We start from the raw sequence: 18727 nt of genomic DNA, 5'->3' as shown, positions 1-18727 counted from the left end.
TAGACCGATTGCACATGTTCTTACATGTATTGATCGAGGTCGTCAAGGCTTTCGTAGTCATCGTGATCTTCGTCCTCGTTGTCATCATCGAGGTAAGCGTCCAGCTCGGGATCTCCAGTAGAACCCGAATTTTTTGCACTGTCATCTTTCACCACGTCCATGAAGAGGTCCATTTCTTTGTCTTCCTCGTTTGGAGCATCCCCAAAAACCATGGTCAGCTTGGGATAGAGAGTAGAAGGCGCTGCTTTTTTGATAGCCAGCAACTCAATGTAAAAACACCACATTCGCAAGAAGTCATAAACGTAAACGATTTTCTCTTCAGGCGAAGTGATGAACTCGTTGAGCACCGCGTTTTTCATAGTGACAGTTTTTCCGCTGTCAGTCTTCACGTCCATGTTCTCCAGTGGGATTTCCTGTCCGCGATCCCAATTTTCGTTGCTCATGTAGAAAGACGCCATTTCCTGGCCTTCGAAATCAAAGGCACTTTTGATGGCATCATGCAGTTCCAGAAAGGTGCTATCGGTTTTTATTTCGATATCTCTAAAAATGTCTTCTTCGAGGTCGATAACTACCCTGAACTTATAAACCTTCATAAAGTCGTGTGCTGTTTTTTTAGGTCGGCAAAGGTACAAAATTGTGGAGGAAGGTGGAGCTGAGACCGTGGCAAAGCTGGTTCTTGTGAATTGTCAGTTGAGCGCTGGAGCTATTGGAGTTTGGAATTTGGTGCTTGAGTTCTTGAGAGATAAGGTTGACGTAAGGTCGTGGGGTTTTGCATGAACTGTTTCCTTTGCCTGTTGAGTTTTGGAGTTTGGAATTTGGGACCTGGTGCTTGAGGTTTTCTGGAGATAAAGTGGAGAGAAGGTAGAGATAAGGTTGTGGGGCTTTTTGAATTTTGGTCACTTTGTTAGTTACCTTAACTTGCCTGCAAAAACGGTTTCAGATCATCAGTGTCTATAGAGTGGTGGGACGCGTGGAAAGATGCCTGACCGTCTTTCAACAAAATGATCTGAGGCGACTGATGCTCGACTTTCAGCGTAGTGGCAATTTCTTGCGACAGCTGCCGAAATGAAATCAGATCTAAAAAGAAGGGAATTACTGCATCGTCATCGAAAGACCAGGAGCTTTCTACCTTCCGCTTGGCCATAAAGCTCACCGGGCATCGCGTACTGTGCTTAAAAATCATCACCGGTTGCTGATAGGAGAGGTCCATTGCGTTTTGCAGATCTTCAGTGTCTTGTATGAAATGCCAATTCATGAGCTGTGCTTTGTTGTTGAGGGTAAATGTATGCACGACAAAAGGTGTAATCAATAGTTGACTGAGTGAGTTATTAAAAACGTTTCGTTGGTGAAGGGAATTCAATAGATTTGCACAAATTTTTCTCACCGATGGACACAAGAATTATTAAAGGAATTTTAGGGCTGGCGACACTTGCATGGGCGGTGTTTGAGTTTATTGACGGAAATATTACGAGTGGCATTTTTATCACCCTACTTGCCGCGTTAATCATTTTCTTTGTTTTCCGTAGCATTCGTGTCCTCGTGGCTTTTGTCCAACTGAGAAGACAAAAATTCGACAGTGCAAAACAATGGCTGGATCGTGTGAATCCCGACCATCTTTTTCAGAGACAGGAAGCCTACTACTACTACCTGCGCGGACTTTCGGAATCGCAGACTAATGTGGCACAGGCTGAAAAATATTTCAGAAGAGCGTTGAAACTCGGCTTAAAGCAAACCTACGACAAGGCCGTTGCTAAACTCCAACTGGCGATGATTGCAGCGAGCAAACGCAGAAAGCGCGAGGCCATGAACCTGATTGCTGACGTTAAGAAACTTGACAAAAGGAAAATGTTGAAAGAGCAAATTAAGATGGCTCAGCAAGCAATGAAGCGGATTTAATTATTCGTCCTCTTCGTCAAAAAACTGATTGTTGCGTTCACTGTCTCCGTTGGAAACTACACTCTGCTGGATTCTCTGAAGCCGCGAAAGGTGAATGAGGCTTTTCTTGTGAAGTTCTTTCGAAACAAAGCTGAGTTGTTGTTTTAGCTCCATTTCATCGCAGCGATCCACAAACTGGTCGATCCGACCGGAAAAACTGCGAATATCAGCCGATGCTTCTGTGATGATTTTGTTCAACTCTTCACTATGCTCAGGACAATGAACCATGTACTGGAAACACTGCTCCACAACATCATTCAAAATGGCATGAACTGCCTGTTTTATTTCAGTATGATCTACCGGCATAGCGTATTAGAAAGTTTAAAAGCGTCAGTAATTTAAGTAAAAATCACGTAGTTTTAGGCTACTAAACCAGTGAAAAATCCAGCGGTCAATTTAGTCCCACAGTAGACTAGTTTGATCGCTCAAAAACACGTTTTAATCGAAAAAAAATGCGAGAGCAACTCATCCAATGGCTTGAAGAACACATGGCTACCTGTAGTACTAAGTCGCTGACGGGGTTGAGCTGCTTCGGTTGTGGGCTACAGCGCTCGTTTGTGTTGTTACTGAAAGGCGATCTAGTGGCCAGTTTCACCATGTATCCGGCTTTGATTCCGTTTATTCTTCTCATTCTTTTTGTGCCTTTGCACCTATGGCTAAAGTTGAAGCACGGAGCACTCACCATCAAGGTGCTTTTTATCATCAATGCTGTCCTGATGGTAGTCAATGCGCTCGCAAAAAATATTGGGTGGTGGTAAGTATTAGCGTGTTCCTTTTGTAGATTCTTTTACTTTTACGGAATCCAAAACCATATTTAACACCTCAGCCATGGAAGAAAACAAACCTCAATCAGATTCAGGCAAGCCGCTAGATCAGGAGTTATCCTCAAAGCGTCCGTTGCCCAATGCTACAGCAACGCTTATCTTGGGAATTGTATCAATTCCACTTTGCTGCTGCTTTAACGGTATTTTTGGAATGGTAGCTGCAATAGTTGCTTTGGCCATTTCAGCCAAAGACAGAAAGAAATATTTCGAGAATCCAGAGGTTTACGACAGAGGTTCTTATAAAAATCTCAATGCCGGAAGGGTTTGCGCGATCATAGGCTTGATACTCGGGGCTCTCGCGCTACTGTCCGTTATAGTTCTGTTTATTACTGGCGTTATTTCGGAGTTTACCTTTTCAACGAATACAGAAGATCTGGAAGAAATCATGAAAAAGTTCGAAGAACTGGAGTAATTGAGGACTTCAATAAAATAAAAAAACGCCCACGAGAGATCAACTCTGTGGGCGTTTTCGGTTTATTTTATTTCTTTTTCTAGTAATCCAACAACTTGCGAAGCACATCTGCAAATTTCGAAGAGGCCAAAAACTCCTTTTCCAGGTTTCCTGCAAACGGCACTGGAGTGTCCATGCTGCCCAGTCGCTTAACTGGTGCATCGAGGTGTTCGAAACACTCTTCCTGAATTCTGGTGGCTAGCTCACCGCCAATTCCACCAGTTTCGCAATCTTCGTGAAGCACGAGTACTTTTCCCGTTTTCTTCACCGACTTGTAAATAGTTTCCATGTCGAGCGGAGCCAGAGTTCTCAGGTCGATGAGATCGGCAGAAATGGAGGAGTCGTTTCCGAGTTCGGCAAGTGCCCAGTGAACGCCCATTCCATAAGAAACGATGGTGACGTCATTTCCTTCTTTAAGCAAATTCGCTTTTCCAAATTCAAGTGAGTAGTAACCTTCAGGAACTTCGCCTTTAACACTTCTGTAGAGTGCCTTGTGCTCAAAAAACATCACCGGATTTGGATCTTCGAAAGCTCGTGTGAGCAATCCTTTGGCATCTTCGGGAAAGGCCGGGTAGGCAATTTTCAATCCCGGAGTGTGGAAAAACCACGCCTCGTTCGACTGGCTGTGGAAAGGACCCGCACCCACTCCGGCACCTGTTGGCATTCGCACAACGACATCTGCATTCTGTTCCCAGCGGTAGTGAATTTTGGCCAGGTTATTAACGATCTGATTGAATCCGCAGGTGACAAAATCTGCGAATTGCATTTCTACCATTCCCTTCCAGCCAGAAATGCTCAAACCGAGGGCCGAGCCGATAATTGCTGATTCGCAAAGAGGCGTGTTTCTGACTCTTCCCGGTCCAAACTCTTCGAGAAATCCTTCAGTCACTTTGAACACACCACCATACTTAGCGATGTCCTGTCCCATCAAAACGAGCTTGTCGTGCTTTCTCATTGCTTCGCGCAAGCCATCGCTCACGGCATCGATAAATCGCTTTTCAGATGTTTCAGAACCAGCAGAAACAGGGGCTTCGTCAAATGTTGCGAAGAGGTCAGCAACTTCTTTTTCTGGATTGGCCTCGATCTCAGGTTCTTTCTGAGCGGCTTTTAACCCTTTATCGATCTCTGATTTTATTTTGGATCTGAACTCTTCAATTTGCTCTTTGGTGATGTGTTTTTCTTTCAGCAAAAAACGTTCGAAATTTTCTACTGGGTCCTTCTTTTCCCACTCTTCGATAAGACCTTCAGGATAATATTTGGTGCCCGAAGCTTCTTCGTGTCCGCGTCTTCTGAAGGTCATGAACTCCATGAGAATTGGCCGTGGGTTTTGACGAATCGATTCAGCCGCTTTCGCCACCGCTTCGTAAACCTCAAGGATATTGTTTCCGTCTACCTGGATGGCATCTTCCTGAGGAATTCCGTAGCCAATGGCTTTGTCCACAAACTTTTCACAGCGGAACTGTTCACTTGAGGGAGTGGATAGGCCCCACTGATTGTTTTCGATGCCGATAATAACGGGCAATTGCCACACTGCCGCGACATTCACTGCTTCGTGAAAATCTCCTTCGCTCGCACCGCCATCTCCGGTAAAAACGAAGGTGGCTTTCTTTTCTTCACCGAGCTTGTTGGCCAGTGCAATTCCGTCCGCAATTCCCAGCTGTGGTCCGAGATGAGAAATCATCCCAACGATTTTATATTCCTGAGTGCCGAAGTGGAAAGAACGGTCGCGACCTTTGGTAAAGCCGTTTTCCTTTCCCTGAAACTGGGAGAAAAGTCGGTCGAGAGGAATTTCACGCGTGGTGAAAACTCCCAAGTTGCGGTGCATTGGCAGGATGTATTCTTCGCGATCCATGGCTTTTGTAACGCCTACAGAAATGGCTTCCTGTCCGATTCCACTAAACCATTTTGAGATTTTTCCCAACCTCAATTGATTGAGCATTTTCTCTTCGATCATCCGTGGTTTGAGCAAAGCACGGTAAAGCTCAACGAGCTTTTCTTTATCGATTTTGTTCTTCTTGTATTTTATTTGAGGTTTCTCGAGGGTCTCCATATCCGATTTAAAAATTGGCTGCTAAGTTAAGAATTCATGTGCCCCTCACACCTAATTTATGCTAACAGCTGTGCTTTGATAATTGCTACTTTTGCAGCAGATATTACGCTTTCTACATGCCACAGACAATTCAACTGGCGCTGTTTCCAGCAGAGGCCGAAAATCCGACAGTCGTAAAACAAAAATCAGCATCTCACCTGGGCATTGCTAAAGAAAGAATAGCGCATGTAGAGTTGTTGAAAAAATCGATTGACGCCAGGCAAAAGAAAGTGAAGTTCAATTTGAAGCTCGAAGTTTATATCGATGGGGAGACCTACGAACCAGAAAAGTTTGAGCTTCCTTCAAAAGATGTTTCAAAAGAAAAGGCAGTTCACATTGTCGGAGCAGGTCCGGCCGGACTCTTTGCAGCCCTGGAATTGATTGAAAAAGGCATAAAGCCAATTTTGATTGAAAGGGGAAAAGATGTGAAGTCCAGAAGACGCGACTTAGCTAAACTCAACCGCGAGCATTTGGTGAACCCGGAGTCAAATTACTGTTTTGGAGAAGGAGGAGCTGGCACTTATTCAGATGGAAAACTTTACACCAGGTCGAAGAAGCGCGGAGACATTGAGCGCGTTTTAAAAATCCTGGTCGCGCACGGAGCCGACAGAAATATTCTTGTGGATGCCCATCCGCACATCGGCACGAATCGACTTCCGGCCATAATCGAAAGCATGCGCTCCACAATTTTAAACTGTGGAGGGCAGGTCCGTTTTGAGACAAAATTGACAGACCTCATAGTGAAAAACGGCAAGATCGCAGCAATCGAATTGAATGGCGAGAAATGGGAAACTGTAGATGCATTAGTTCTGGCTACCGGTCATTCTGCCCGAGATATTTTTGAGTTGCTCAACAAGAGGGGAGTAGCAATGGAAGCAAAACCTTTTGCGCTCGGAGTTCGCGTTGAGCATCCGCAAAAATTTGTTGATGCTTGTCAGTATCACACCGAAGAAAGGGGCGAGCTCTTGCCTCCTGCGTCATATTCTTTGGTTGCCCAGCTTGAGGGTTACGGAGTTTATTCCTTTTGCATGTGCCCGGGTGGAATTATTGCTCCGTGTGCAACGTCTCCGGGTGAAGTAGTCACCAATGGATGGTCGCCTTCGAAGCGAAATAATCCGTTTGCTAACTCCGGGATTGTAGTACCTGTTGGCCCCGAAGATTGGAAAGCTTACGAGCATTTAGGTTCGTTGGCAGGAGTCGCTTTTCAAAGAGAAGTCGAGCAAAAGTGCTGGGAAGCTGGAGGCGAAACTCAACGAGTGCCGGCTCAGCGATTGAAGGATTTTGTCGAGGGAAAACTTTCAGCATCGCTGCCCGAGTGTTCTTATTTGCCGGGAATTGTTTCTGCCAGAGTTGATGAAATTCTTCCAGAAAGAATCGTGCGTGACCTGCAGCGGGCGTTTCGCGAGTACGACAAAAAGATGAAAGGCTTTATTCACCCGGATGCGATTGTGGTAGCTCCGGAGTCTCGAACTTCTTCTCCTGTACGAATTTTGAGAGACCGAGAGACATTTCAAAACCCGTCAGCTGCCGGGCTTTATCCTTCGGGGGAGGGAGCTGGCTTTGCAGGAGGAATTGTCTCTGCAGCCATGGACGGACAAAAAACAGCGGACAAGTGCGCTGAGGCTCTTGTCCGCTGATCAATCACAAAAATAAAAGCTGAAAGCTTAAGTTTAGTTGTTATCTACTGTGCTGATTTCACCGCTCTCGAGAAGTCTCGCATCCTCTTCAGAGATGAACTTTCCATTGAAATCACCTACGATGAAGGCATCATCAATTCCAGCAGCAATAGCCTTTTTCAAGATCGCCTTGGCCTCAGGCCATGTGTCAAATTGGGTGGTCATGTAGCGGATAATTCCGTCACCAAAATTCATCGGTTTCACGTTTCCAATTTTAAAGAACTGGTCGAGAACTTTTGTCGGTATGTCTTCTTCGTAGGCGCCAAGTTGAACTCTGAAGTAAACGTTTTCAGGATTCACAGCATTTACGGCTCTATCTACGATCTCGTCTTTTGCTCCCTCACTTACGTTAACACCCGTACTTGCCAGAGTAACGCGCTCTCCGTTTTTGTAGGCTGCAATGAATGCCCCATCAAATCCGTCAACAAGGAGGTCGACTTTACGCTCAGCAGCATCCTTCACGTTGGTAAACGTTCCCGAAGAGTAGCGTACAATTCCATCCTGACCTTTTACTTCAAATAGTTCTGGCACGTTGGCGAAGACATCGCCAGAAATTCCATTTTTATAGGCACCAATTTGAACACGGTAGATAACCTGTTCTGTGTTGATGCTGGCATTTTCGTTTTCCAGAGAGTTCAGTACACTGTCAGTTTTCATGCTTTCGGCCAGCTGAGATTCTGCTCGATCAGCAGTTTCCTGAATGCTTGCAATTCCAGCTTTGGAACCACGCATCACTTCAGCCTTTAGTCCAGTGGACTCCAGAGCTAGCTTTCTAGAGATCGCATCAGATAGGTTCTTGTAGTCTCCTACCAAATACATGGTCTCACCATCGTACTTGAACGAACGGGCGTCATTCATTGCCAGTACCTGATTGATTTCAGTTTGGCTCAATCCTTCGCCATCACTACCAACTTTGAGTGCGTAGTACTCAGGAATGTCCTTTTTGTCTGCGTGAATTCTTGCGAAGTTTTCTTTAACTGAAAGTGAGTCATGCCAGAAGAGGTAACGCTGATAGAATTCTTCATCAGTAACAGTCACACCATCTTTATCGACTGGTGCGTTTAGTGCCGTTTCGGCTTCCATATCCATATAGTCAGGCACCCCATCCTCATCAGTGTCAATTGCACAACCGTTGTTATCTACTGCGGCTCCAAGCGGAGTGTTCAGACACAGATCTTCAAAGTCGTGAATTCCGTCTTTATCGCCATCCATGTCTACTTGAGCAACTGGTCCGGTTTCTACTCCAAACTCCTCAAATACCTTCGGAATTTCTTTTTTGGTTGGAGTGATGTTGAGGTCGTAATTCAAAGAGATCGAGTTGTAGAAAAACTGATCATTTCTTGCATTTCCTTTTCTCTGTCCTTCACCGGCATCACTCACATTGTCGATCATGTCGGTAAATGTGAAATGATAAGTGGAGGCGAGGCGAACTTCGAATCTCTCGGTGACGTTGAGGTTGACTCCAAGACCTACCGGCACTGACCAGTTTCTGAGTGGGTATTTGCCCATTCCGTCCAGGTCCATTTCCCGTAGATCTGTTTCATAGGTGTAATCTCGCTGAATAATGTCTGCTTCACCAGCAGTTGGCGCGCCCTCCGGCATGTTTCTGATTGTACCATCCGACCAGTAATGGTAGTAGTTGCCATCGGCATCTTTGAGGTCGGTTTTTGAGTTGTATTCGAAAGTTTCTATTCCTACAGATACGAAAGGCTCAAGAAAGGATCTTTGCGGTAGCCAGTGAGAAAAATTGTAGGAAATGGCTGCACCACCAGCTCTAACCTCCGAGTTGAAATTCAGTCTTCTTTCAGTGCTTCTTTCATTAACAGCAATTTGACCGAACATGGCATAAAGCCTAAGGTCGAAATAAGGATTGAATTCGTTTGTAACACTGATGGTGTAGGCCAGGTTACTATTTGCAATACTATATCCATCTTCATTACTGCCGACATCTCCAAAGAAAGTAAGTGTTCCAAAACCCAGTCCAACTCTTGGTTTGAGAGTCAAGCTCGATGATCGAAATGCCGGAATTTCCATAATGGTGGTGTCAGAAACCGCTATGGAATCGTTGCCGGAAAGTGGCTGATTTGATGCAAGTTGATGATCGCGTTGTGCTGTGGCATTAGCCAGAGCCGTACGCATGTTGTCCTGAGGATGTGCAAGAAGTTCGGAATTTGAAGTCAGTTCCCACGATTGAAATTTTCGTGGTTCTACCGTTTCCAAAACGATGTCCTTGTTCCTCGAGATATTTTCATAGGCCTGCGCGCTGGTTCCCATAGGTAGCAGTGCAAGCAGAAAGATTACTTTGTTTAGCTTAAACCAATTCATGTCTGCGTTTAATTGTCCGTCACAGGTTTCTTTACGCAGAAAGGTTTAAAAGGTTAGCCAGAGCTTTAATTGAAATGGTTAGCCAGCTGCTTACCAATGAGTGAGCCGATGGCAATTCCCATTCCTCCCAGTCGCACACCGCAAAGTACCCTTGGAGATATTCGTTCGATAATTACTTTGCGCGAGCTCCCCACTCCGAGTATCCCACTCCAGCGCATGTCAACTTTTGTTTCACTTCCGTCAGGCAGAATTTGCTTGTAGAGTATCTTTTCGAGTTCGGATTGAATATTATCTGTCAGCCCAAATTTGTCTGTAGCTTCTTGCTCTTCTTGCAGATGGCGGCCACCACCTATTAATACTCGATTGCCAACATTTCTAAAGTAGAAGTAGCCTCTTTCAATGTGGAATATCCCCTTCCAGCTAAGGTTTTCTATTGGTTCGGTAATGAGCACTTGATTCCGTACCGGTTGAACGTCAACTTCCTCAAGAAGTTGACTTGCAAAACCATTGGTAGTGACAATGAGGCGCCTGGCTTCGAAATTGCGATCAGAGACTTCCAACTTTACTTTTGACTTGCAATCTTCAAAACTTGCAATCTTCGCTCCATTGTAAACCTTTATTCCTCTGCCATTAGCGCATTTTAATAGGGCGGACATCATTTTTCCAGTGTCGATCTGGCCTTCGTACGGATTGTAAATCGCTTGTTGAAAACCGCGAAATGGAAACCTCTTGGGTTTAATCACAGAAAAGACGTCCTTGCCAATTTCACTTTCGAGCAGTGCATTGAAGTAATTGATTTTTTGCTCGCACCTCTCAAAAAGATCTTCTTGTTCCGGAGAGAAAAACTCAGTTCCTCCGGTCATCTTGAGGTCAATAGCATCTGCACTGAGTAAGCTCTCCAAGTTCTTCAAACCCCGGTATCGCATTGAAACCAGATTCAATAGCTCCTCTTCACTCATGTTGTCGAGATCATCGAGCAATTCACTAACACTACCAAAGCAAGCAAAACCAGCATTTCTCGTACTTGCACCGGTAGGGAGCATTTCTCTTTCGAAGATCACAACATTTGCTCGTGGATGCTTGTCTTTGATGTAAATGGCTGTGGACAAACCAACAATGCCACTTCCCACGATGGCAAAGTCGATGTCGCCAAGAAAAGATTCCCGCTCCCAATAACTAAAATTCATATTTTTACGTTTTGGACTTGTATTGTAGAGTTTTCTTTTACATTGTGCTCTACAGAATTCAAACTTGCGCAAGGAAAATAATGAATAAAGAGATATCCAGATATTTTTCTTTTTTCCCTCTTTTAGTGCTGTTGCTGACTTTTGCTCTTGCACCAGTCAGTGCTGTCGCGCAAAATGGAGATATTTTTATTATCGGTAGTGTCAAAGATGACGAAACTGGTAAAAAACTAGGTGATGTAGAGATCACCGTTCTTCGCGATGGCAATAGTTTCGATCAGATTGAAACATCGGGAAATGGGAAATATGAATTTACTTTACCGCTGAATCACGTCTACGACATTGAGTTCGACAAAGAAGGCTACATCTCGAAGATCATCCGCTTTGATACTAAAGGTATTCCCGAAGAAGACCAATTTGGAGGCTTTCGGGCCGATCTTGATATGAGTATGATTGAAAAGCCAGAGGGCTTTGACGACTCTGTAACTGAAGAGCCGCTTGGAATTGCCAGTTTTGATGAGCAAAAGAACTCGATTGAGTTTGACTACGCTTACACAGCCAACCGACAAAAGGAGCTGGATGCAGAGCTTGAGCGAGTTGAAAACCTGGATGCAGAGATGGCGGCCAAGCAAGCTGAATTTGATGAGTTGATTGCTTCTGGAGATGAGAACATGGCAGACGAGAAGTACGAGAAGGCCATAAAAGATTTTCAGGATGCACTTGGCATTTTCCCCGACAACGAAACTGCAACAACCAAGTTAGCCGATGCTCAGGCGGCACTAGAAGCCCTGGAAAATGCCGAACAGCTCGAAGAAAATTATCAAAATCTTCTGTCTCTCGGAGAAGAAAATATGAGCGTTGGGAAACTCGAGGAGGCGAAGCAAAATTATCAGGATGCTTCAGATCTGAAGCCAAAAGAGCAATTACCAAAAGACAAGATTGCAGAGATTGAAGAGCTGATTGCCAAACAGCAGAAAAATGAAGAGTACGAAGCAATTATTGCCGAGGCTGACGAAGCGTTCGACAGTGAAGATTTCGAACTGGCGATTGACAAGTATGCTGAAGCACTTTCCGTGAAACCGGGTGAGAGCTACCCTAACAATAGAAAAGAGGAGGCCGAAAGGCTTAAGGCAGAACGCGAAGAGGCTCGTGAATTGAATGAGCAGTATGAATCACTCATTGCCAGTGCCGATGAACTTTACGACTCGGAAGAATTCGAAGACGCTATTGCCAAATATCAGGAGGCCGCTTCTCTAAAGCCAAAGGAAAATTATCCTAAGAATAGAATTGGCGAGGCAGAAGATGCCATTGCCGCGAGAGATGCCAGACTTGCCGACAAAGAAGCTGAGGCCGAGCGACAGGCTAAGCTTGAGCAATTCAATCAATTGATCGATGAAGGTGAGAGCCTGCTTGCGAATGAGGAGTTTGAATCTGCCAGAGCGAAGTTTCAGGAAGCAGCAGACTTAATGCCCGATAAAAACCTTCCAAAGCAAAAGTTGACAGAGGTTGATGAGGCAATAGCTGCTAAAGTATCTGAGATGGCCGCAGAAGAACGTGCTGAGCGTCAGGCGGAGCTCAATGCTCAGTACGATGATCTCATCAAACAGGCGGATGATAAATTCGATGAAGGAAATTTTGAAAGTGCTCGTGAAGATTATCAGGCAGCTCTCGAAATCAAGCCTAACGAGAAGTACCCAAATTCCCGATTGGACAGGATAACTGAGAAAATTGCTGAAAAGCAAGATGCTGCCGAAGCCGAGCGATTGGCTGAGCAGCGCGCTGAAGAAGAGGCGGCAAGAAAAGCAGAGGAAGAGAAGAGAAAAAGGGAGCAGATGGCGCAAGAACGTCTTGCCGAGGAACAGCGTCTGGCAAAACTCGAAGAAGAAAAGCGCGAGCAAGAGCGTCTGGCTGAAGAAAGGAGACGTCAGGAGCAGGAAGAAAGAGATCGCGAGAGAGAGCTGTTGAGCAATGTGGACGCGTCCAAAGAGGATCAGGTAGAGAAGTTTTTCAGCGAAGCCCGTAAAAGCGACCTTGAAAAAAAGGATCGTGAGGTAGAGCGCAAAAAGCAAGAGCATCGTGAAAACACTGCTTCGTACAGTGAAGCAGCTGAATCGAATATCCAGCAGGAGCGCGAAAGCATTGATGAGAAAAAAGGAAGGATGGAGGAAATTCATCGCCAGGGAGGAGAAGTGCTGGAGGAAAACCGTTCAGACAATCGCGACCTGAAAGAAATGGATCGTCAAAATCAGGAGCAGTATGCTGATATTTCTGAGCGAAGCAGAAGCTACAATCTTGGTGAGGCACAGCGCAAGGCTGACCAGTATCAGGCGCTTGCGAATAATGACGAAAGACGTCAGGAAAGAATCGCCCAGGAAAGGGAACGACAAGAAACCTACAGAGAACAAGAAAGGGAGAGAAGTGAGCGCGGTGAAGAGCAACGCCAGTCAAATGAACAGGTCGTAGAGGAGTACCGACAGCGTCAGCAAAACATGGAGACTAAGGGCGAGGACGTACGTCAGGAAAACATTTCTGAAGCTGATGAGCGTGAGCAGCGCTACAGTCAACAACAGAAAAGCTATGCTCAACTAGCCGAGGATAGACGACAGCAGAAATACGAAGAGCTTCAGCAAAAGCGAGAAGAAAGCGATCGAGAGACAAAGAAAGGTGCAGAACGAATTTCGAACGACAATTACGATGAGATTAAGCGCATCAAAGAGCGCGATCAAAATCAAAAGCAAACCAGCCAAAAGGAGTCGGAGTTGCGTAGAAGCGTGAACTACAACGAGCAGCATCAAAAAGAAGGTGCCGAGGCTCCAGATTACGAAGACTACAACCTCCCTGAAGGAGCAGAAGACCTGGCCGAAGGTGTTACTGAAACATCATACGATATGATGGGAGGTAAGATGACGGTGATCGAGCGTAAGGTTCGTATCGGTAATAGAGTGGATGTCTACAAAAAAGTGATCTCCAAGTATTCAACCTACTACTTCAAAAACGACAGGAGCATTACGGAATCAACCTGGCGTCAAAACACACTTCAGTAAAGATCGAAGGTCTTAAATTACCTCTGCCGGTTTTATGAATAAAATTCACATTATCAACGGTCCCAATCTAAATTTGCTGGGAAAACGTGAGCCAGAAATTTACGGAAGTGAGCCTTTTGAAGGCTTTCTAGATCGACTTAAAAAGGAACTTCCCAACGTGGGTTTCGATTACTTTCAAAGCAATGTCGAGGGACAGATCATCAATAAATTACACGAAGTAGGTTTTGAAAAAGACTCTGGAATCATTCTCAATGCGGCTGGCTACAGTCACACTTCAGTTGCAATAGCCGATGCCATTGCAGCAATCGAAGTGCCCGTGGTAGAAGTACATATTTCTAACGTTTTTGCCCGGGAGTCTTTTAGACATAATTCGATGATTGCACCCGCTTGTGCTGCTACAATTTCTGGAATGGGGCTTTACGGCTATCGGGCAGCGGCAGACTTTCTTCTGAAAAAAGACTAATCCACGCTTTTCTTTTGTGACTTTCTGCGAAACTCTGAAATGCTCTTATCGATGAGCATCACCAGTTGACGAGCTTCGCGCTCCTCGAGCTGCTTTCCAACTCGCAGTTCCTTTTTCATGTACTTGATCGCAACATTTTCACCGCCAACAACCCAAAAGGACCGATCGAGTGATTGCATGAAATTTTTGGGTTCTACGGGAATTAAGGATACTCCTTTCACATTGTCTAAGAAGTAGGTTTTCGCCTTTCCGTAGTTCCACCAGCCATTTTTGATAGTGAGCTCTCCGGGCGAGATCCAGATCATTTCTCGTCCGCCTTTTCGCCAGAGGTAGGCTTTTCCAATCCGCACTAAGAAAAAGGCCCAAAACGCAATCACGATTGTGAAAAACATGCGCTCTTGCTGATCTGTCCGTTGAGTTAATTCGAAAATGAAAAATACTCCTACGAAAACCCAGGCCATGAGCCAGGTGAGAAGCAGGGTTTCTTTCCATCTTGGCACTTCCTGAGTGATAATAATCGAGAGCTGTTCCTTTGTCTTCACAAAACTAATGCGCTCTCCAATAAACTTAGGTGAGGGTTGTTTCATAAACTGGAGTACCTTAAGAGCTGGCAACTGTTTTTGAGTTCAACACAGAAGCGTAGACTTTTTCATACATCGGCAAAATCTTCTCGATGTCGAATTCCTTAGCTCGTTTGTACGCGTTCTCTTTAAATGTTTGAAGTCTTTTTTCGTCTTCGAGAATATAAATCGTGTTCTTGGCCATATCTTCAATGTCACCGACATCGCTCATCATTCCAGAAATTCCGTGGCGGTTTACTTCTGGCAAACCACCAGTGTTGGTCGAAATTACAGGGACGTGCGCTGCCATGGCTTCGAGTGCGGCAAGACCAAAGCTCTCTGACTCGGACGGCAGAATAAAAAGATCTGCAATGCTCAGCACTTCGGTAGGGTTTTTCAATTTACCGAGCATAATCACATCGCTGCAAGTGCCCATTTCTCGGCACAGATGCTCAATTCTATTTCGTTCTGGTCCGTCACCAACCAGAAGAAGCCTAGCTGGTAATTTTTCTCTCACTTTCGAAAACACCTTCACGATATCTTCGATGCGTTTCACCTTCCTGAAATTTGAAATGTGTACTATCAATTTTTCTCCATTCGGTGCATGGAGCTGCCTGAGGTCTTCATTATTTTCGAACTGCAGACTTTCCATCTTCACGAAGTTTGGAATCACCGAAATGTCTTTATCGACTCCAAAAAGTTTGTAGGTATCGTTCTTCAGACTGTTAGAAACTGCTGTCACGGCATCGCTCTGATTAATGGCAAAGCTAATCACCGGCTCAAACGAAGCGTCTTTTCCGAGAAGTGTGATATCCGTTCCGTGGAGTGTTGTAATCACCGGCAGAGAAATGCCCTGAGATTCTAAAATTTTCTTCGCAGTGTACGCTGCAGAGGCGTGAGGAATGGCGTAATGAACGTGCAGTAGATCCAGTTCTTCGTACTTAACCACATCGACCATCTTACTGGCCAAAACCAGTTCGTAAGGCGGGTAGTCGAACAAAGGGTAGTCAGAAACATTTACCTCGTGGTAGTAAATGTTTTTTCTGAATGAACCTAACCTGACAGGTTGGTTGTAAGTGATGAAATGTATTTCGTGGCCCTTTTTAGCCAACGCTTTTCCAAGCTCGGTGGCGACAACACCACTTCCCCCAAATGTGGGGTAACACACAATTCCTATTTTCATTTTTTCGCCAATTCTTTTCTTACAGGTGCGTCTAACGCATCGTAAACCACCTGGTGAATTCTTGTTCTGATGTCCATGTCGATCAGCTTGCGGTTTTCGGCATTTGGGTAAACCCTGTTCGACAGAAAAATATAGACCAACTCGTATTCGGGATCTGCCCATACAACCACTCCAGTGAAGCCCGAGTGACCAAAACTCGATTTACTCGCACTTTTAGCCGATGGTCCCGGGCCTTCGATAGAAGGTTTGTCAAATCCAACTCCTCTGCGATTGTCCTGATCGCAGTAGTGACAAGTGGTAAAGTACTCAACCGTCTCCGGCTTGATGTAGTTCACTCCACCGTAGCTTCCTTTGTTCATAAACATTTGCATCATCACTGCAGCATCTTGTGCATTGGAGAAAAGTCCGGCATGGCCTGCAACTCCACCGATCATCGCAGCTCCTGGATCATGGACATAACCGTGAACTAATTCTTTTCTAAAGAGCATGTCGTACTCCGTAGGTGCAATGCGTTCAAGGTCGAGGCGCTCGAGAGGCAAATAGCCCATTGTCTCTAGTTTAAGAGGGCTGTAGAATTTTTCGGCAACAAACTCTTCAAGTGGCTGTTCAGAGATGTCTTCAATGATTCGCTTAATAAAATAGAAACCCAAATCGCTGTAACGATATTCCTGGGTGGGCCTCAGTGCGGAGTTCGCAATATTGTTAAATATTGAGTCTGCGTAGGTGTTGTTGATGTACAGGTTTTCGGTCACCTGGGTTGAAAAGCCTTCTTCAGGAGCATTTCTGTAGAGTTTCGGATCGAGCCTTCCCTTGTCGAGTGTTTCCAGGTAAAACGGAATCCAGGGTTTCAGTCGAGCAAAATGCGACATCATTTCCTTGAGGTTGATGTTGTAGCAAGCCGTGGTATCTGAAATGTCGAGGTAGTCGCAAAGGTTGTAATCTACGCTTAGCTCTTCCTCATCCTGCAATTTCATCACAGAAGCTGTCGATGCAAAAATTTTGGTAACACTCGCCAGGTCGTAAACCGTATTTTCATTCACCGGAAGCTTCTCTTCGTAAGTCTGATGACCATAGGATTTATCCCAGATAATGCGGCCGCTTTTGGCAATGAGAACCCTGCAGCCTGGATAAGCCTGTTCGGTGATTCCTTCCATCGCAATCGTGTCAATGGCCAAGAGAGAGTCGTATGGAATTCCGACAATTTCGGGCTCGGAGTGCATCAGCCTCAAATTGCCCTGAGTCTCCAGTCCGTAACCAGCTTCAAAGCGATCAGAAATCGAGACAGGTAACTTGCCCTTTGCTCCGATGGCGCCAGCTATCAGGTTAGCTACAGAATGTTGTGTAGTGGAATCGTCCTGATAGGCAATAACCAGGGCATCAATTTTCTGCAACCCCTTGAAGTCTCTGAGGGCATAAGGATTGGCGAACAGATTAGTAATCACCTTCGTTTTGCCATTTACCGACTGCACAATGCGCATGGCCTGCTCGGTGATTCCAAAATTGATAGATGTGCGGTTGCTGGTATTGAGAAAATTAAAAACAACCAGATCGTACTTTCCAAGATCGCTGGTCATCGATTTGATTGTGGCAAAATCAGGAGTTCTTTCAACGAAATATTCGTCAAACTGAAAGTTCCGCGAGAACATCTCGCTAAAATCTTCAGATTGATCGGTGCCAATGTTGACCACTGCCATGTCTTTTTTGAAATGATCAGTGATCGGAATTAAGTCGTTTTTATTCGTGAGAACAGTGATGGACTGCTCAATCATTTTTCTGCGGTTTGCTAAAAACTCCGAGTGGTTGAGATCCTGATAGAGATTTTCTGTTTTTATAGGAGCAATGCTATCCAGCCCACACCACTTTTTGGCTTTCAAAATCCGCATGCAGTGTTCGTCAATTTCCTTTTCAGTCAACTTTCCGTCTTTCACTGCTTCCTCAATTTTGTCGATCGCAACGGGTACATCTTCCGGGAAAAGCAGAACATCGTTTCCGGCCATTAGAGCTTTTAGATCGAGCTCTCCCGGTTCAAAATATTTCGACACACCCTTCATGTTTAGCGCATCGGTGAAAACGAGTCCTTCGTACTGCATCTGTTTGCGAAGCAGATCAGTAACAATTTTCTTTGAAAGGGTAGAGGCGAGTTCCTCAGTAGAATCCAGCGCAGGAATGTTGAGGTGAGCGACCATTATGCTGGCAAGACCTTCGTCCATCAGCTTTTTAAAAGGATACATCTCCAGGCTGTCGAGTCTTAAGATGTCGTGATCGATTACCGGCAAATCCTTGTGGCTGTCCGTGTCGGTGTCACCGTGGCCAGGAAAATGCTTGCCATTGGCCAGAATGAAATTATCCTGTAATCCACGCATATAAGCCAGCCCTTTTTCGGCTACTTCGTATTTGTTTTCGCCAAAAGAGCGATTGTTGATCACCGGATTTTCCGGATTGTTGTTGACATCGATTACCGGAGAGAAGCTAATGTGAACACCAAGACGTTTAAGCTGGTCGGCCATGTCGGCACCAAACTGGTATATCAACCCATTGTCTTCAAGCGCTCCAAGTGTCATTTGGCGCGGGTAAGTGATCACACTGTCGAGGCGCATTCCGAGTCCCCATTCGGCATCCATGGCTACGAATAGCGGAGTTTCTGAGATCGATTGATAGTGATTGGTGAGCTGGGCTTGCCTAACCGGGCCACCCTGGAAAAAAATGAGTCCGCCAATATGGTGGTTTTTAATGAGGCTGTCGAGTTCTTCTTTGTTTTCGCGGTGATCGCTCCAGGCGGCTACCATAAATAGCTGTCCGATTTTTTGACGAAGAGTCATACTTTGGAGCACGCTGTCGGCCCAGCTATTGTTTTTATTTTCCAGAAATGGCGGTGGTGTGGAAGGCTTAAACTCGTTGCAGTCTGCATTGAGCATAGAGCTTCCCAAAATCAGTAATCCAAGCCAGGTTAAAAAAACTTTGCTCATGTGCTCACCTAGTTTTCTATTGTTTTC

Annotated in this window: 15 protein-coding genes; 6 read left to right on the top strand and 9 right to left on the bottom strand. The window is 45.2% G+C overall.

All coding sequences use genetic code 11. The features are described from left to right. Positions 1–20: 20 nt before the first annotated feature. Both ABHV44_RS04135 and ytxJ read right to left on the bottom strand, forming a co-directional pair. On the bottom strand, positions 21–593 hold the full coding sequence (locus ABHV44_RS04135) for an IS1096 element passenger TnpR family protein (protein ID WP_459073393.1): 573 nt from the start codon (positions 591–593) through the stop codon (positions 21–23). Positions 594–913: 320 nt separating this feature from the next. After that, positions 914–1255, bottom strand: a complete 342-nt coding sequence (ytxJ, locus tag ABHV44_RS04130) for a bacillithiol system redox-active protein YtxJ (protein WP_459073392.1) — start codon at positions 1253–1255, stop codon at positions 914–916. A gap of 131 nt (positions 1256–1386) precedes the next feature. Between ytxJ and ABHV44_RS04125 the strand changes: the two genes are divergently transcribed. Continuing rightward, positions 1387–1896: a DUF2892 domain-containing protein gene (locus ABHV44_RS04125; RefSeq protein WP_459073391.1), complete on the top strand. Its 510-nt coding sequence runs from the start codon at positions 1387–1389 to the stop codon at positions 1894–1896. Here the strand turns inward: ABHV44_RS04125 and ABHV44_RS04120 are convergent, their stop codons facing one another. Next, positions 1897–2241 carry a hypothetical protein gene (locus ABHV44_RS04120; protein WP_459073390.1) on the bottom strand — a complete coding sequence of 115 codons (345 nt, stop codon included), beginning with the start codon at positions 2239–2241 and terminating at the stop codon, positions 1897–1899. Positions 2242–2387: 146 nt separating this feature from the next. Between ABHV44_RS04120 and ABHV44_RS04115 the strand changes: the two genes are divergently transcribed. Next, positions 2388–2693, top strand: coding sequence for a DUF2752 domain-containing protein (locus ABHV44_RS04115; protein WP_459073389.1), 306 nt, complete (start codon positions 2388–2390; stop codon positions 2691–2693). Between the two features lie 70 nt (positions 2694–2763). Beyond that, positions 2764–3171 carry a CCC motif membrane protein gene (locus ABHV44_RS04110; protein ID WP_459073388.1) on the top strand — a complete coding sequence of 136 codons (408 nt, stop codon included), beginning with the start codon at positions 2764–2766 and terminating at the stop codon, positions 3169–3171. Positions 3172–3250: 79 nt separating this feature from the next. Here ABHV44_RS04110 and ABHV44_RS04105 read toward each other — a convergent pair whose 3' ends face one another. After that, entirely contained in the window at positions 3251–5260 is a 2010-nt protein-coding gene (locus ABHV44_RS04105) for an alpha-ketoacid dehydrogenase subunit alpha/beta (RefSeq protein ID WP_459073387.1), read from the bottom strand. 116 nt (positions 5261–5376) lie between these two features. Here ABHV44_RS04105 and ABHV44_RS04100 point away from each other — a divergent pair, with 116 nt between their 5' ends. Then, positions 5377–6936 (top strand): NAD(P)/FAD-dependent oxidoreductase, encoded by a 1560-nt coding sequence (locus tag ABHV44_RS04100; RefSeq protein ID WP_459073386.1) that lies wholly within the window; start codon positions 5377–5379, stop codon positions 6934–6936. A 33-nt stretch (positions 6937–6969) separates the two neighbouring features. Here the strand turns inward: ABHV44_RS04100 and ABHV44_RS04095 are convergent, their stop codons facing one another. Both ABHV44_RS04095 and ABHV44_RS04090 read right to left on the bottom strand, forming a co-directional pair. Beyond that, positions 6970–9300, bottom strand: coding sequence for a hypothetical protein (locus tag ABHV44_RS04095; protein ID WP_459073385.1), 2331 nt, complete (start codon positions 9298–9300; stop codon positions 6970–6972). Positions 9301–9365: 65 nt separating this feature from the next. Next, on the bottom strand, positions 9366–10487 hold the full coding sequence (locus tag ABHV44_RS04090; protein ID WP_459073384.1) for an NAD(P)/FAD-dependent oxidoreductase: 1122 nt from the start codon (positions 10485–10487) through the stop codon (positions 9366–9368). An 80-nt stretch (positions 10488–10567) separates the two neighbouring features. On the opposite strand from ABHV44_RS04090, the gene ABHV44_RS04085 reads away from it, so the two are divergent. Together ABHV44_RS04085 and ABHV44_RS04080 are read left to right on the top strand one after the other, a co-directional pair. Beyond that, positions 10568–13528 (top strand): hypothetical protein, encoded by a 2961-nt coding sequence (locus tag ABHV44_RS04085; protein ID WP_459073383.1) that lies wholly within the window; start codon positions 10568–10570, stop codon positions 13526–13528. A gap of 34 nt (positions 13529–13562) precedes the next feature. Further along, positions 13563–13991: a type II 3-dehydroquinate dehydratase gene (locus ABHV44_RS04080; RefSeq protein ID WP_459073382.1), complete on the top strand. Its 429-nt coding sequence runs from the start codon at positions 13563–13565 to the stop codon at positions 13989–13991. On the opposite strand, the gene ABHV44_RS04075 is transcribed toward ABHV44_RS04080, so the two are convergent. Genes ABHV44_RS04075 through ABHV44_RS04065 form a run of 3 tightly spaced genes read right to left on the bottom strand, consistent with a single transcriptional unit; the run spans position 13988 to position 18700 of the window. Further along, positions 13988–14578 (bottom strand): hypothetical protein, encoded by a 591-nt coding sequence (locus tag ABHV44_RS04075; protein ID WP_459073381.1) that lies wholly within the window; start codon positions 14576–14578, stop codon positions 13988–13990. The genes ABHV44_RS04080 and ABHV44_RS04075 overlap by 4 nt on opposite strands. Before the next feature lie 13 nt (positions 14579–14591). After that, entirely contained in the window at positions 14592–15734 is a 1143-nt protein-coding gene (gene bshA / locus ABHV44_RS04070) for an N-acetyl-alpha-D-glucosaminyl L-malate synthase BshA (protein WP_459073380.1), read from the bottom strand. Beyond that, complete coding sequence (locus ABHV44_RS04065) at positions 15731–18700, bottom strand: glycoside hydrolase family 3 N-terminal domain-containing protein (RefSeq protein WP_459073379.1); 2970 nt, start codon at positions 18698–18700, stop codon at positions 15731–15733. The genes bshA and ABHV44_RS04065 overlap by 4 nt, the downstream gene beginning before the upstream one ends. Positions 18701–18727 lie beyond the last annotated feature (27 nt).

Origin of the sequence: Halocola ammonii (assembly GCF_049334165.1) — a bacterium.
Classification (GTDB): domain Bacteria; phylum Bacteroidota; class Bacteroidia; order Flavobacteriales_D; family Sanyastnellaceae; genus JBEGHD01.
The sequence above is the reverse complement of the archived record's forward strand: the minus strand, read 5'-3'. Positions and strand labels throughout refer to the sequence as shown.

Excerpts from the sequence above, each read along its gene's own strand:
- ABHV44_RS04080 (WP_459073382.1), top strand. The coding sequence starts at position 13,563 with ATGAATAAAATTCACATTATCAACGGTCCCAATCTAAATTTGCTGGGA.
- ABHV44_RS04090 (WP_459073384.1), bottom strand. The coding sequence starts at position 10,487 with ATGAATTTTAGTTATTGGGAGCGGGAATCTTTTCTTGGCGACATCGAC.
- bshA (WP_459073380.1), bottom strand. The coding sequence starts at position 15,734 with ATGAAAATAGGAATTGTGTGTTACCCCACATTTGGGGGAAGTGGTGTT.
- ABHV44_RS04100 (WP_459073386.1), top strand. The coding sequence starts at position 5,377 with ATGCCACAGACAATTCAACTGGCGCTGTTTCCAGCAGAGGCCGAAAAT.
- ABHV44_RS04135 (WP_459073393.1), bottom strand. The coding sequence starts at position 593 with ATGAAGGTTTATAAGTTCAGGGTAGTTATCGACCTCGAAGAAGACATT.
- ABHV44_RS04125 (WP_459073391.1), top strand. The coding sequence starts at position 1,387 with ATGGACACAAGAATTATTAAAGGAATTTTAGGGCTGGCGACACTTGCA.
- ABHV44_RS04115 (WP_459073389.1), top strand. The coding sequence starts at position 2,388 with ATGCGAGAGCAACTCATCCAATGGCTTGAAGAACACATGGCTACCTGT.
- ABHV44_RS04095 (WP_459073385.1), bottom strand. The coding sequence starts at position 9,300 with ATGAATTGGTTTAAGCTAAACAAAGTAATCTTTCTGCTTGCACTGCTA.
- ABHV44_RS04110 (WP_459073388.1), top strand. The coding sequence starts at position 2,764 with ATGGAAGAAAACAAACCTCAATCAGATTCAGGCAAGCCGCTAGATCAG.
- ytxJ (WP_459073392.1), bottom strand. The coding sequence starts at position 1,255 with ATGAATTGGCATTTCATACAAGACACTGAAGATCTGCAAAACGCAATG.
- ABHV44_RS04105 (WP_459073387.1), bottom strand. The coding sequence starts at position 5,260 with ATGGAGACCCTCGAGAAACCTCAAATAAAATACAAGAAGAACAAAATC.
- ABHV44_RS04120 (WP_459073390.1), bottom strand. The coding sequence starts at position 2,241 with ATGCCGGTAGATCATACTGAAATAAAACAGGCAGTTCATGCCATTTTG.
- ABHV44_RS04085 (WP_459073383.1), top strand. The coding sequence starts at position 10,568 with ATGAATAAAGAGATATCCAGATATTTTTCTTTTTTCCCTCTTTTAGTG.
- ABHV44_RS04065 (WP_459073379.1), bottom strand. The coding sequence starts at position 18,700 with ATGAGCAAAGTTTTTTTAACCTGGCTTGGATTACTGATTTTGGGAAGC.
- ABHV44_RS04075 (WP_459073381.1), bottom strand. The coding sequence starts at position 14,578 with ATGAAACAACCCTCACCTAAGTTTATTGGAGAGCGCATTAGTTTTGTG.